Annotated in this window: 15 protein-coding genes; 8 read left to right on the top strand and 7 right to left on the bottom strand. The window is 38.6% G+C overall.

What is annotated here, in order from left to right; genetic code table 11:
* Window positions 1-10 precede the first annotated feature (10 nt).
* Window positions 11-193: a hypothetical protein gene (locus tag QS39_RS05100; RefSeq protein WP_077804803.1), complete on the top strand. Its 183-nt coding sequence runs from the start codon at window positions 11-13 to the stop codon at window positions 191-193.
* Window positions 194-202: 9 nt separating this feature from the next.
* Here QS39_RS05100 and QS39_RS05095 read toward each other — a convergent pair whose 3' ends face one another.
* The 6 genes from QS39_RS05095 to nrdR form a co-directional block, all read right to left on the bottom strand.
* On the bottom strand, window positions 203-538 hold the full coding sequence (locus tag QS39_RS05095) for a hypothetical protein (RefSeq protein ID WP_077804802.1): 336 nt from the start codon (window positions 536-538) through the stop codon (window positions 203-205).
* An 84-nt stretch (window positions 539-622) separates the two neighbouring features.
* Window positions 623-1933: a ribosome biogenesis GTPase Der gene (der, locus tag QS39_RS05090; protein ID WP_001207696.1), complete on the bottom strand. Its 1311-nt coding sequence runs from the start codon at window positions 1931-1933 to the stop codon at window positions 623-625.
* Between the two features lie 13 nt (window positions 1934-1946).
* Window positions 1947-2660, bottom strand: a complete 714-nt coding sequence (locus tag QS39_RS05085) for an NADPH-dependent oxidoreductase (protein WP_077804801.1) — start codon at window positions 2658-2660, stop codon at window positions 1947-1949.
* Complete coding sequence (gene dnaI, locus QS39_RS05080) at window positions 2657-3553, bottom strand: primosomal protein DnaI (RefSeq protein ID WP_077804800.1); 897 nt, start codon at window positions 3551-3553, stop codon at window positions 2657-2659. The genes QS39_RS05085 and dnaI overlap by 4 nt, the downstream gene beginning before the upstream one ends.
* On the bottom strand, window positions 3554-4723 hold the full coding sequence (locus tag QS39_RS05075; RefSeq protein ID WP_077804799.1) for a DnaD domain protein: 1170 nt from the start codon (window positions 4721-4723) through the stop codon (window positions 3554-3556). It lies immediately after the preceding gene.
* Window positions 4724-5197: a transcriptional regulator NrdR gene (gene nrdR, locus QS39_RS05070; RefSeq protein WP_001203672.1), complete on the bottom strand. Its 474-nt coding sequence runs from the start codon at window positions 5195-5197 to the stop codon at window positions 4724-4726.
* Between the two features lie 139 nt (window positions 5198-5336).
* On the opposite strand from nrdR, the gene QS39_RS05065 reads away from it, so the two are divergent.
* Genes QS39_RS05065 through QS39_RS05055 form a run of 3 tightly spaced genes read left to right on the top strand, consistent with a single transcriptional unit; the run spans window position 5337 to window position 7185 of the window.
* On the top strand, window positions 5337-5702 hold the full coding sequence (locus QS39_RS05065) for a GntR family transcriptional regulator (protein WP_000119149.1): 366 nt from the start codon (window positions 5337-5339) through the stop codon (window positions 5700-5702).
* 4 nt (window positions 5703-5706) lie between these two features.
* On the top strand, window positions 5707-6402 hold the full coding sequence (locus QS39_RS05060) for an ABC transporter ATP-binding protein (protein WP_000054197.1): 696 nt from the start codon (window positions 5707-5709) through the stop codon (window positions 6400-6402).
* A 15-nt stretch (window positions 6403-6417) separates the two neighbouring features.
* Window positions 6418-7185 (top strand): hypothetical protein, encoded by a 768-nt coding sequence (locus tag QS39_RS05055; RefSeq protein WP_077804798.1) that lies wholly within the window; start codon window positions 6418-6420, stop codon window positions 7183-7185.
* 79 nt (window positions 7186-7264) lie between these two features.
* Here QS39_RS05055 and QS39_RS05050 read toward each other — a convergent pair whose 3' ends face one another.
* Window positions 7265-8128, bottom strand: a complete 864-nt coding sequence (locus QS39_RS05050; RefSeq protein ID WP_077804797.1) for a helix-turn-helix domain-containing protein — start codon at window positions 8126-8128, stop codon at window positions 7265-7267.
* Window positions 8129-8664: 536 nt separating this feature from the next.
* Between QS39_RS05050 and QS39_RS11280 the strand changes: the two genes are divergently transcribed.
* The 4 genes from QS39_RS11280 to QS39_RS05030 all read left to right on the top strand — a co-directional run bounded on the left by QS39_RS11280 (window position 8665) and on the right by QS39_RS05030 (window position 12599).
* The gene (locus QS39_RS11280) at window positions 8665-8817 is read left to right on the top strand and encodes a hypothetical protein (RefSeq protein WP_257617705.1); all 153 of its coding nucleotides are present in this window, start codon (window positions 8665-8667) and stop codon (window positions 8815-8817) included.
* Between the two features lie 12 nt (window positions 8818-8829).
* A complete protein-coding gene (locus tag QS39_RS05040) occupies window positions 8830-9915 on the top strand; it encodes an N-acetylmuramoyl-L-alanine amidase family protein (RefSeq protein WP_077804796.1) in 1086 nt (361 codons plus the stop codon).
* Between the two features lie 368 nt (window positions 9916-10283).
* The gene (locus QS39_RS05035; protein ID WP_077805528.1) at window positions 10284-11504 is read left to right on the top strand and encodes a caspase family protein; all 1221 of its coding nucleotides are present in this window, start codon (window positions 10284-10286) and stop codon (window positions 11502-11504) included.
* A 12-nt stretch (window positions 11505-11516) separates the two neighbouring features.
* Complete coding sequence (locus tag QS39_RS05030) at window positions 11517-12599, top strand: N-acetylmuramoyl-L-alanine amidase family protein (protein ID WP_180375006.1); 1083 nt, start codon at window positions 11517-11519, stop codon at window positions 12597-12599.
* The last annotated feature ends 275 nt before the right edge of the window (window positions 12600-12874 follow it).

Here is a 12874-nt window from a genome sequence, read left to right as displayed (position 1 = left end):
ATAATACTCAATGAAAATCAAAGAGCAAACTAGGAAACTAGCCGTAGGTTGCTCAAAGAACTGCTTTGAGGTTGTAGATAAGACTGACGAAGTCAGCTCAAAACACTGTTTTGAGGTTGTGGATAGAACTGACGAAGTCAGTAACCATACCTACGGCAAGGCGACGTTGACGTGGTTTGAAGAGATTTTCTAAGAGTATAAATCAATGCCTTCCACCCTTAGACTTTCCTAACTCCTTTCTTAGTCTAAGCATTTTTTTGAAACAGGAATAAGTTAACCAATTCAGACCAATAGCTAGCAGAATAAAAAGAAACCAAATGCCCCATAACTTGATATCTGTCAAATTTCTCAAGACGATATTGAAAAACAGAACTGAAACAACTGTCCAAGCAAGGCTAAAAAGAGCATAGAGGGGGATGTAAACCCAGTAAAAATAGTAAAAAATCGGGAAAAATTTACTATTTCTGTTGGCCTTTTCAATCCAGTTATCAAAATAAAAGTAAGGTGCTAAAAGTAAGAATTTAAACAAATGTTTCATCACCAGCCCCCTCTATTTGATAGCGTTTTCTTCAACTTCATTCTATCAAAAAAATCTGGAAATGTCATTCCAGATTCTACTTTTTTATTTACGTTTTCTTGCGATGAGATGAATCGGTGTTCCTTCAAAGACAAAGGCCTTGCGGATTTGATTTTCCAAGAAACGCAGGTAAGAAAAGTGCATAAGTTCTTCTTCATTGACAAAGATAACAAAGGTTGGTGGTTTAGTTGCCACTTGAGTCGCATAGAAAATCTTAAGACGTTTTCCTTTGTCTGTCGGTGTTGGGTTAATGGCAATAGCATCCATGATCACATCGTTCAAGACAGCTGATGGAATACGTGTATTTTGACTTTCACTGATTTGCTTAATCATCTCAGGAAGTTTGTGGAGGCGTTGCTTGGTCAAAGCTGATACAAAGATAATCGGTGCGTAAGGCAGGTATTGGAACTGCTCACGGATATCTTCTTCCCAGTTTTTCATAGTATGGTTGTCTTTTTCAAGAGTATCCCACTTGTTGACCACGATAATCATTCCTTTACCAGCTTCATGGGCAAATCCTGCGATACGCTTGTCGTATTCACGGATGCCCTCTTCCGCATTGATGACCATCAAGACTACATCTGAACGGTCAATAGCTCGCATGGCACGCATGACAGAATATTTCTCAGTATTTTCATAAACCTTACCAGACTTACGCATACCAGCCGTATCAATCATGGTAAACTCTTGACCATCTGTATCTGTAAAGTGGGTATCAATGGCGTCACGAGTTGTTCCAGCAACTGGACTAGCAATGACACGGTCTTCGCCCAAAATAGCATTGATCAAGCTTGATTTTCCGACGTTAGGACGACCAATCAAGCTAAACTTAATGACATCTGGGTTTTCTTCTTCATATTCATTTGGAAGATTTTCTACGATGGCATCTAGCACATCCCCTGTACCGATACCATGGACAGATGAGATAGGCAGTGGTTCACCCAAACCAAGGGCATAAAAATCATAGATATCATTTCGCATTTCAGGGTTGTCCACCTTGTTGACTGCGAGGATAACTGGTTTGTGGGTCTTATAAAGCTTACGGGCTACGTATTCGTCCGCATCGGTAATTCCTTCCTTACCAGACACGACAAAGACGATAACATCTGCTTCTTCCATGGCAATTTCTGCCTGGTGCTTGATTTGTTCCATGAAAGGAGCATCGACATCATCGATTCCTCCTGTATCAATCATGCTAAAGGAACGATTGAGCCACTCACCCGTTGCATAGATACGGTCACGTGTCACTCCTTCGACATCTTCTACAATGGAGATTCGCTCACCAGCGATCCGATTAAATAGGGTTGATTTCCCAACATTGGGACGTCCTACAATGGCAATAGTTGGTAGGGCCATAATTTCTCACTTTCTACAATAACTTCTTCTGTTCAAGATTTTTTCTAGTTGAGCTTGGTTCAGCTTGACCAAACTGTTCTGCTAGACGCTGACTCCAGCTTGTGGTCGCACGCGAACCAGCATAGTCAGCCTGTACACGGTCATAAGCTTGGATTGCATCAGTTGACTGTTCTCGGTATTCTTCCTCAAATACCACTTGATTCAATGGCAAGCGAGGTTTGACTTCATGTTCTTGATTTGGCACACCTAGTGCCATCCCAAAGACAGGATAGGTGTAGTCAGGCAGGTTAAAAAGCTCTGCCACTTCTTCTGACTTGTAACGCACCAAGCCAATAATGACACCGCCATAGCCCAAGCTTTCAGCTGCCAGCAGGGCATTTTGACCAGCAAGAGCCGCATCGACCGAACTAATCAAGAGACCTTCCACACCTTGAGGTTGGAATGTATCCGTATGGAGTCGTGCTCCCTTTTCTGCTCTGTTCAAATCCCCGACAAAGAGAAGAAAAACAGCTGACTGGCGAATGGCTTCTTGAGGCACCAATTCATACAAGGCATCTTTCTTTTCTTGACTTCGTACCACAATCACAGAGTAGGATTGGAAATTCTTCCAAGACGAGGCCATCTGGGCTGCTGTCAGGATTTCAGTCAAGTCTTCTTGAGGAAGGACTTGTTCCTTAAATCTTCGAACAGACTTATGAGCTTTCATCAGTTTAATCGTTTCTGTCATCGACGGTTTACTCCTTCTAAACGAGTCTCCTCAGCCAAATAACGGATGCGTTCCATGACCCGTCTAGCTTCCCAGGTTTCGTCATTTCCATGTTTCCCTTTAGCGAAATGCTGCTCCAATTCTTCAAAGTTGAAGTTGGAGGTGAAAAAGGTCGGTAAATTTTCCTGCATCCGATATTGAAGAATGACTTGCAGGATTTCATCACGTACCCAAGCTGTTGATTGCTCGGCACCAATATCATCTAAAATCAGGACTTCAGAAAGCTTAATCTCATCCACCAAGGTCTTGACATTGCCATCACCGATAGCATTTTTGACATCAATGACAAAGCTAGGATAGTGGAGGAGAGTGGATGAAACACCGCGTTTTTCTGATAAATCATGGGCTAAGGCAGCCACCATGAAACTTTTACCCACACCAAAGTCTCCATATAAGTAAAGACCTTTTCGAATAGCTGGATATTGCTCCACGAAGGCTAATAGCTTTTCAAAAACTGGCAAGCGCTCCAAATCATCCAAGTCAACTTGAGCCAAACTAGCTTTCCTGAGACTGGCTGGCAGATTGATTAACTTGAGACGATTCTTAATAGCCGCTTCTTTTTCCGCTGCGATTAGTTCAGGAGTTTCTTCATAAGAAACATCCGCATAGCCGTGGTTCATGACCAAAATAGGCTTGTAACCTTTGGCAATATAATCCATATCCCCACGGAGAAACTTATCACGCTCGGTGATGTATTGATTAAACTTGGAGATACTGCGATTCAATTCCTCTGGAGTCAAGGATTCTTGCTGGATAAAGGCCGCAACATCAGGGTCCTTCATGATTTTCTGGACCAAATCTTGATAATGAAAACGGCTGGGTTGACGTTTGAGTACGTCTCCGACACTTTCCATCTAATCTCCTCCTTTTTCTAATCGAGCTAATAGTTCTTGTTTCTTACGTTCTAGTTCCAGACGAGTTTCCTCGCTGGTTTCATTCTTATAATCTGGATTGCTCCACTTGGGTACATTGGACTTGGTAGGACTCGGTTTACTGCTTTTTTGAGCCTGGCTCTTCTGCCCTCGCTCACGGATGCGCAAGACTGCCTCTTCTGCCGAATGAATCTTTTGATAGGCATAGTCATTGGCTACTTTCATGGCATATTTCTCATTGATATTTGCCGAATCCACCTTATTAAAAGTCAACAAGAGAATAATATTGATGACTTCGTCCAGCAAGCCCAAACCTGCCATCTGTTGCAAGAGTTCTCTTTCTGTTTGGGTAATGGTCCCCTTGCGTGTTTGCTTGATTTCTGCCAAGAACTGCAGGGCAGTTTTACTTTTGGCTTCTTTGATAATGGTCGTTTCCTTAGGACTAAAGTCAGAGGAAACAGGTTTTTGAGCAATTTTTTCCCGCATGCGTTTGGTTGAAATAACCTGGGAAACAGCTGTTGACTTAGCCAATTGATATGTTTCAAACCAAGTCCATTTCTTCTCCTCGGCAATGGCAAAGAGGTTTAAGACATCTGACTGATCATCCGCAAAACGAAGCCCATCTCGAGCCATAAGCTGACGAAAATGGTCCAAGTCAAAATCGTTGGCCACTTTCTTCTTGAGACCAAGGTCTTCTTGATTTCCTAATTCTGCCAAATCTGGAAAGACTTGATTGAGTGAGACAGGTATTTCTTCTCCCTCAGCACTCTCAACTCTCAAATCCTCCACAGCGACATCGCCAATTTTTTTCTCTAAAAGTCTGCGATAAACAGGATGCTCCAAGAAATCTTGACTTGAAAGAGGAGCATGGATAACTATCTGATAGGTATCACCCTTTTGATAGAGGGTCAAGAGATTAAAAGCAGATAGGATTTTCAGAGATTTTATCAGTCTATCCATCCCAAAGTTGAGATGGTTAAGAATACTTGAAAAGAGGTATTCCTTTCTACCATTATCCCAAAAACTGATTGTATAAAGATAAAGGCTCAGTGCCTCCTGACCGATAATCGGGAGGTAGCACTGTACCAGAGATGAGGTATCTTGCGACACCCGATTATTCTTTAGATAAGAAAAACGGTCAATTGGCTTCATTTATCTTTCCTTTTTCTTTTTAGAGGACTGGGTAATTTGTTGGAGCAGGCTCTCTAACTCACTGACATCCTTAAAACTACGATAGACACTAGCAAAACGTACGTAGGTAATCTCATCCAACTCAGCCAACTCCTCCATGACGAGTGAACCAATGTCCTCACTTTGAATTTCATTTTCATTTCGACCACGGAGTTTCTGTTCGATACGATTGACTACCATGTTGATTTCATCACTTGACACAGGACGTTTCTGGGCTGAGCGGATAATTCCATTAAAGATTTTATCTCTGGAGAATTGTTCCCGTGTGCCATCTTTTTTAACAACCACTAAGGTTCTTTCTTCTACCCGTTCGTAGGTTGTAAAACGGTGTTGGCATTCGTCGCACTCACGTCTTCTACGAATGGTGTTCCCTTCTTCTGCTTGGCGACTATCGATAACACTTGACTTGGTAGCCCCACATTTTGGACAACGCATCCTTTCCCTCCTTATCGTTTTCTTTTCATTATACCATTTTTTAAACGATTCCCAAAACAATTCTTCTTTTTGCTTGACAAGTTTTTTGTTTTGTTGTATTATTTAATTAAGACAAAGAGATGAGAGAAAGGAGACCAAGATGTCCTGGACATTTGACAACAAAAAACCCATTTATTTACAGATTATGGAGAAAATCAAGCTTCAGATTGTTTCCCATACGCTGGAACCCAATCAACAACTTCCAACCGTGAGAGAGCTAGCTAGCGAGGCGGGTGTCAATCCAAACACCATCCAAAGAGCCTTGTCAGACCTTGAACGAGAAGGATTTGTCTACAGCAAGCGAACAACTGGACGATTTGTGACTGAGGATAAGGAGCTAATCGCCCAATCGCGCAAACAACTATCCGAAGAAGAATTGGAACACTTCGTTTCCTCCATGACCCATTTTGGCTATGAAAAAGAAGAACTACCAGGCGTAGTCGGCGATTATATTAAAGGAGTTTAAGCCTATGTCATTACTAGCATTTGAAAATGTATCCAAATCTTATGGAGCAACCCCAGCCCTTGAAAATGTTTCCCTTGACATCCCCGCTGGAAAAATTGTTGGTCTCCTTGGCCCAAACGGCTCAGGGAAAACAACCCTGATTAAACTAATCAACGGCCTCTTACAACCAGATCAAGGACGTGTCCTTATCAACGACATGGACCCAAGCCCAGCAACCAAGGCTATCGTAGCTTATTTGCCGGATACGACCTATCTCAATGAGCAAATGAAGGTCAAAGAAGCCCTCACCTACTTTAAGACCTTCTATAAAGATTTCAATCTGGAACGTGCCCATCATCTACTTGCAGACCTCGGCATTGATGAAAATAGTCGTCTCAAGAAATTATCAAAAGGAAACAAGGAAAAGGTCCAACTGATTTTGGTTATGAGCCGTGATGCCCGCCTCTACGTTTTGGACGAACCCATTGGTGGGGTGGACCCAGCAGCCCGTGAGTATATCCTCAATACCATTATCAACAACTACTCTCCGACTTCTACCGTTTTGATTTCTACCCACTTGATTTCTGATATTGAGCCAATCTTGGATGAAATTGTCTTCCTCAAAGATGGAAAAGTTGTCCGCCAAGGTAATGTAGATGATATTCGCTATGAGTCTGGTGAATCCATTGACCAACTCTTCCGTCAGGAATTTAAGGCCTAAGCAAAGGAGATTATTATGTTTTGGAATTTAGTTCGCTACGAATTTAAAAATGTTAACAAGTGGTATTTAGCCCTCTACGCTGCTGTTCTAGCCCTTTCCGTCCCCCTAGGAATGCAAGGACACTACTATTCTTATGTATCTTTCAAAGATAGCCAACCTTTCCTATTTATCTTTCTGGCTCTTGTCTTTGGTGGCTTGATAATTACACTGGGGATTTCAACTCTTTTCTTGATTATTAAACGCTTCAAAGGTAGTGTCTATGACCGACAAGGCTATCTGACTTTGACCTTGCCAGTTTCTGAGCACTATATCATCACAGCTAAATTAGTCGGAGCCTTCATCTGGTCTATACTTAGCTCGGCTGTACTGGCTCTAAGTGCTTTTCTTATTGTGACTATAACGGTTCCAGATTGGATGTCACATTATGACTGGTTCCCACTTGTAAGAACATACCTTCCTCAACTCTCTCTTGTGGGGTTATCCTTCCTACTAAATACCATTTCTGGAATCCTCTGCATCTACTTGGCTATTTCCATTGGACAACTGTTCAATGAATACCGTACAGCACTCGCTGTTGCAGCCTACATTGGTATCCAAATCGTCATTGGATTTATTGAACTTTCCTTCAATCTTAGTTCTAATTTCTATGTCAATTCACTTGTAGGACTTAATGACCATTTCTATATGGGAGCAGGTATAGCCATTGTTGAAGAACTCATTTTCATAGCTATCTTTTACCTCGGAACCTACTACATCTTGAGAAACAAGGTTAACTTGCAATAGTTTCATAATCAAAAAGGATAACATCTCATCGTAGAGAGGCTATCCTTTTTCTTTTATCTCATTTTCCGTCTAACTTTATTTAAAAAACAAATCCTTTTAAATCTGATTTAAAGGTCTTGTTTAATTTCTCTATTGTATCACTATCATTATATTCCTTACATATTCTCATAGCTTTGGAACATTCTTTTTTACCTAACTCTACTTGATTCGTTTTTATGAGATAAATACCTTTTAAAAAAAGCAAATAAGTCTTTTCAAAATAATATCCTTGTCTGGTCAGTAAATTTTCTAAATCATCTATAAAAAATTGAGCGCTATCTAACAAATTATTTTTTAATAATAATTCTAAATTAAATAAATATAAAGGAATTACTCTATGTGTTCCGGTATCAGTTTTTAAAAAATGTCGTGTTTTCTTGATTACCACTCTATATAGTAAGCTTATGGTTTTAGTGTTCATAAAAAACACCGAATTATAAAAAATTTTTAGTTCATACTCCATCCAATTATCTACAGAAAGCAAATACTTGATTAGCTCATTACATTTAGATGTATTGTAAGGAAGGTTTGCAAGGCGATTAATCTGTTGTTCAGCAATCGATTTTATGTGAAAATTGCATAAACTTTTTTCCTGCTTTTGTTTTAGCTCTATTTTCTTTATTAGTTCTTGTAACAAAATGATATCTGAAGAGTTTACAGCATGTTCTAGTTCTTCAAAAAAACATTCTTTTTTAGAATAATAGCAATGAACTAATTCTTCAAATTCCGAAAATGATATCCCCAGGCGATTTAATAACATGTAAAAATGATCAATAGATAATTTTGTAATCCCATTTTCGAAACGAGAAATAGTTGACTCACTAATCTTATCACAAGCCAAATCTTTAAGACGAAAATTTTTTGAAATACGAATATCCTTTAAAACTGCTCCAAAATTTTCCATAGTATTCCTCTTCCATTTCTGCAAAAAATAAAACCTGTTTTTTTATTTGTGATATGATTATGATTATACAAAAATAAAACAGAAAGGACAATATGATTATGAAAAATTTTTCTTATCATCGGTTGCTTCACTGAGCCTAGTGGCATCACTACCAGTAAATAGTCCAGTTTCTGCTCAAGAATCTATCTCTCCCTAGGATTATAGTCACTCCAATGGCAGTTGGTTTCAATCAAAAGGTCGTTGGTGGTATAAAACACTAAAAACAGGTGAAACATCAACAAGAGTAGTACCTATTGAAGATGTTAATACTATGTAAAAGGTTTTTAGTAACCAAAACTTTAGTAAAGTTGTTCGTTTCCCAGATAAAACAAAAGCTGAGATTATTGCAAATATGCAAGAACTATTTAAATCTTCTATCGAAAACGATGTGAACCACCTTTACTTGTCATGGAGGAAAAAACTGTACGATATCTATTAGTAGCGATAAAACGGTATTTACAGGTTGGGATCCACTTCAAAATAAAATTATTTCGCCTATGGCAGACACCAATACTAACGGAAAAATCACTTTAGAGGAACTGTATCAATACTCTTATCCTCTAGTACTTGAAGATGCATCAAAAATTCACGAAGAGCAACATGTATCAATTTATCCAGAAAACAGTCAATTTGTTTTATTTCAAAAATAAGGAGTTAAGAAAATGAAAGTATCAAAAAAAATCACACTATTTGGTTTATCTCTAGCAGGTCTAGCCTTACTAGCTTTCCCTCATTCAGGAAAAGCCTTTGAGCTTAAAGAAGTTTGGCGTGTTAAAGGAGGAGTTGTGTATCAAGATGACAAAATTCTTCGATTTAACAATGGCCATAGCGTAGATATCAAAGCCTTGGATTTGCCAAAAACTGAGAAAATCGAGTGGACGGTCAGTCTCAATGGTCAAGATCAAACCGTCAATTTCCTAAGTCAAGAAGTGGATAGATCCAATATCGGAGAAGAAGGACATTACCTAAATTTCTATGTTCCTTATGGCTATAGAGGAGATATCAAGGTAGAAGCCAAGAGCGGAAATGAAGTAAAGACCTGGTCCACTAAAGTAGTTGATGATGTATATAATGGTGGAAAGAGTGGCTACTACCATATTAAAGAATCAAATAATCAATACACCTACCTTGATACAAAATGGGATTATAAAACCAAGACCTACACTGCTACCTTACCAGAGACTCTCAATGGTCAAAAAGTATTTGCTTGGGCAGAGGAGTATGGTAGTATTAAACTTGTAAAACCAGGGGCTATCAGTCATAAATATGATGATGGAGGAGTCTTCAGAACACTTTATCCGATTCTAAAAGCAGAAAGCTGGCTAAATCTAAAAAATAGTGACGGTGAAACCTGGTACTATCAAAAACAAGGGCAATTAGTTCAAAATGCTTGGGTTAAGGACAAGGGAACTTGGTACTTTATGAATGATAAAGGAGTCATGTTCAATCAAACTTGGCTCTATCAAGGTGGCAACTGGTATGCCTTTAAATCATCAGGAGCCATGATTGCTAGTGACTGGCTATATGATAATCACTCTTGGTATTACCTAAAAGACTCAGGTTCTATGGCGACAGGTTGGATCAAAGATAGTGGATCTTGGTATTATCTAAACAACTCAGGTTCTATGGCAACAGGCTGGGTGAAAGATAGCGGCTCTTGGTATTACCTTGCTTCATCAGGTAAGATGCTTCACAATACCTACACACCAGATGGCTACTATGTAGATGCCAGTGGCGCTTGGAAATAATCTAAAGTACACATTTTTTTCCATCAACTATTAGTGTACCTGCTCAGACTAAATGTTATCAGAGCTACAAAAAATCTAGATAATAATACAAAAAGCGAATCGAAACAATGAATTCTGTTTTGTTCGCTTTTTGTATTCTATTCGAGAAATTATGGAAAAGAACCTCTCCTACTTATTAGACTTTTATTCAGCCAAAAACATAAGAAAGGCACAGAGATGCAAGACAATTATACTACAAAAGGCAAGCACTTTAAAACTGCTCCAAAATTTTCCATACTATTCCTCTTCCATTTCTGCAAAAAATTAAACCTGTTTTTTTCATTTGTGATATGATTATACAAAAATAAAACAGAAAGGACAATATGATTATGAAAAAAATTTTATTGTCATCAGTTGCTTTACTGAGCCTAGTGACAACACTACCAGTAAATAGTCCAGTTTCTGCTCAAGAATCTATTTCTCCCAAGGCTTATAGCCACTCTAATGGTAGTTGGATTCAATCGAATGGCCGTTGGTGGTATAAACATTCTGACGGCTCTTACACTAGAAATGGGTGGGAAAAGATCAGTGAAACCTGGTACTATTTTGATAGTGAAGGTTGGATGAAAACAGGTTGGTTTAATGAGCATGGAAATTGGTATTATCTAGATGATAGTGGTGCTATGAAAACAGGCTGGTGTTTGATTTCGGGTAGTTGGTACTATTTAAATACTAGCGGTGTCATGAAAACTGGTCTACAGACTATCGAAGGAAAACAATATTATTTAGCTGATAGCGGTGCTATGCAGACAGGTTGGCACAATATTGGAGATGATACTTATTTCTTTGCTAGTAGTGGAGCAAGACAAACGATTAATCGCCGTGCTTTAGTTCTTGGTGAAACATCAACGATAGAAGTACCTATCGAAGACGTTAATGCTATGGAAAAGGTTTTTAGTAACCAAAACTTTAGCGAAGTTGTTCGGTTCCCAGATAAAACAAAAGCTGAGATTATTGCAAAAATGCAAGAGCTTTTCAAATCTTCTAGCGAAAGCGATGTGAACTATCTTTACCTTACTTGTCATGGAGGAAGAGACGGAAGAATCTATCTTGGTAGCGATGGTCAGACATTTTCAGGCTGGGAATTGGCATCTATACTGAAACAATACAAAGGTAAGTTTGTGGTTATGCTGGATTGTTGTCACGCTGGGACAATTATTTCTAAAGATAATTCAATCAAATCTAATGAAGAATCTATTACCGAAAAATTTGATATGGATGAATTTATTTTAGGATTTACTAATACAAATGGTAACGAAAAAGCAGGTGAGATGATTGACTCTAAATTTTTAGTACTCTGCTCATCAAGTTCGTCAGAATACTCTAGCGGCGGAGCTTTAAGTTTGGCAACTAAATATTGGTCTTTAGGTTCAGGATGGAACCCTGTACAGCAATCTCAAGGTTCTTTAATTGCTGATCAAAATTATAACAATAGAATCACGTTAAACGAATTGTATTCTTACTCACGTGAACAAGTCTTAAAACAAAATCATAAACAACATATTGAAGTTTATCCAGAAAACAGCCAATTTGTTTTATTTCAAAAATAAGGGGTTAAGAAAATGAAAGTATCAAAAAAAATCACATTATTTGGTTTATCTCTAGCAGGTTTAGCTTTACTAGCTTTCCCTCATTCGGGAAAGGCCTTCGAATTGAAAGAAGAATGGGTTGTCAAGGGTGGTATTAAGTATCAAGATGGCAAAGTTCTTCGATTTAACAATGGCCATGAAGTAGATATCAAAGTCTTGGATTTGCCAAAAACTGAGAAAATCGAGTGGACGGTTAGTCTCAATGGTCAAGATCAAACTGTCAATTTCCTAGGTCAAGAAAAGGACAAGTCTATGATGGGTGTAGAAGGGCGTTACCTGAATTTCTATGTACCTTATGGCTATAGAGGGGATATCAAGGTAGAAGCCAAGAGCGGAAATGAAGTAAAGACCTGGTCCACTAAAGTAGTAGATGATGTATATAATGATGGCGGAAAGAGTGGTTACTTCCGTATTGACGAATCAAATGATCAACACACCTACCTTGATGCAAAATGGGACTATCAAACTAAGACCTACACTGCTACCTTACCAGAGACTCTCAATGGTCAAAAAGTATTTGCTTGGGAAGACGACTATGTAGAATTGAAACTTCAAAAACCAGGAGTTATCAGTCATTCCTACAGAGGGGGAGGAGCCTTCAAAATACTTTATCCGATTCTAAAAGCAGAAAGCTGGCTAAAAAAGAATTACAGTGAAAAGTGGTACTATCAAAAACAAGGTCAACTAGTTCAAAATGCTTGGGTTAAGGACAAGGGAACTTGGTACTTTATGAATGATAAAGGAATCATGTTCAATCAAACTTGGCTCTATCAGGGTGGCAACTGGTATGCCTTTAAATCATCAGGAGCTATGATTGCTAGTGACTGGCTATATGATAATCACTCTTGGTATTACCTAAAAGACTCAGGTTCAATGGCAACAGGCTGGCTTAAAGATGGTGGCTCTTGGTATTATCTAAACAACTCAGGTTCTATGGCAACAGGCTGGGTGAAAGATAGCGGCTCTTGGTATTACCTTGCTTCATCAGGTAAGATGCTTCACAATACCTACACACCAGATGGTTACTATGTAGATGCCAGTGGCGCTTGGAAATAATCTAAAGTACACATTTTATTCCATCAGCTATTAGTGTACATACCCAGACTAAATGTTATCAGAGCTACAAGAAAAATCTAGATAATAATACAAAAAGCGAACAAAACAACGAATTCTGTTTTGTTCGCTTTTTGTTTCAATCTGTGTCATTACGATATTTTCATTTAATTGTATATCCCCCAAAAGTTTACATTTTTATATGAAGTATTTAATAAAAAGGAGTATAATGACTTTAAAACTAATTACATGTATATCGATAAGGAGGTCAACTCTTT

This window comes from Streptococcus mitis (assembly GCF_002005545.1).
Taxonomy (GTDB): Bacteria; Bacillota; Bacilli; order Lactobacillales; family Streptococcaceae; genus Streptococcus; species Streptococcus mitis_I.
This window is presented reverse-complemented; position numbering and strand designations above follow the sequence as displayed.

Coding starts and splice junctions, on each gene's coding strand:
- QS39_RS05100 (WP_077804803.1), top strand. CDS start 11: ATGAAAATCAAAGAGCAAACTAGGAAACTAGCCGTAGGTTGCTCAAAG.
- QS39_RS05035 (WP_077805528.1), top strand. CDS start 10,284: ATGAAAAAAATTTTATTGTCATCAGTTGCTTTACTGAGCCTAGTGACA.
- QS39_RS05050 (WP_077804797.1), bottom strand. CDS start 8,128: ATGGAAAATTTTGGAGCAGTTTTAAAGGATATTCGTATTTCAAAAAAT.
- QS39_RS05075 (WP_077804799.1), bottom strand. CDS start 4,723: ATGAAGCCAATTGACCGTTTTTCTTATCTAAAGAATAATCGGGTGTCG.
- QS39_RS11280 (WP_257617705.1), top strand. CDS start 8,665: ATGGCAGACACCAATACTAACGGAAAAATCACTTTAGAGGAACTGTAT.
- QS39_RS05095 (WP_077804802.1), bottom strand. CDS start 538: ATGAAACATTTGTTTAAATTCTTACTTTTAGCACCTTACTTTTATTTT.
- dnaI (WP_077804800.1), bottom strand. CDS start 3,553: ATGGAAAGTGTCGGAGACGTACTCAAACGTCAACCCAGCCGTTTTCAT.
- QS39_RS05055 (WP_077804798.1), top strand. CDS start 6,418: ATGTTTTGGAATTTAGTTCGCTACGAATTTAAAAATGTTAACAAGTGG.
- QS39_RS05065 (WP_000119149.1), top strand. CDS start 5,337: ATGTCCTGGACATTTGACAACAAAAAACCCATTTATTTACAGATTATG.
- QS39_RS05040 (WP_077804796.1), top strand. CDS start 8,830: ATGAAAGTATCAAAAAAAATCACACTATTTGGTTTATCTCTAGCAGGT.
- der (WP_001207696.1), bottom strand. CDS start 1,933: ATGGCCCTACCAACTATTGCCATTGTAGGACGTCCCAATGTTGGGAAA.
- QS39_RS05030 (WP_180375006.1), top strand. CDS start 11,517: ATGAAAGTATCAAAAAAAATCACATTATTTGGTTTATCTCTAGCAGGT.
- nrdR (WP_001203672.1), bottom strand. CDS start 5,197: ATGCGTTGTCCAAAATGTGGGGCTACCAAGTCAAGTGTTATCGATAGT.
- QS39_RS05060 (WP_000054197.1), top strand. CDS start 5,707: ATGTCATTACTAGCATTTGAAAATGTATCCAAATCTTATGGAGCAACC.
- QS39_RS05085 (WP_077804801.1), bottom strand. CDS start 2,660: ATGACAGAAACGATTAAACTGATGAAAGCTCATAAGTCTGTTCGAAGA.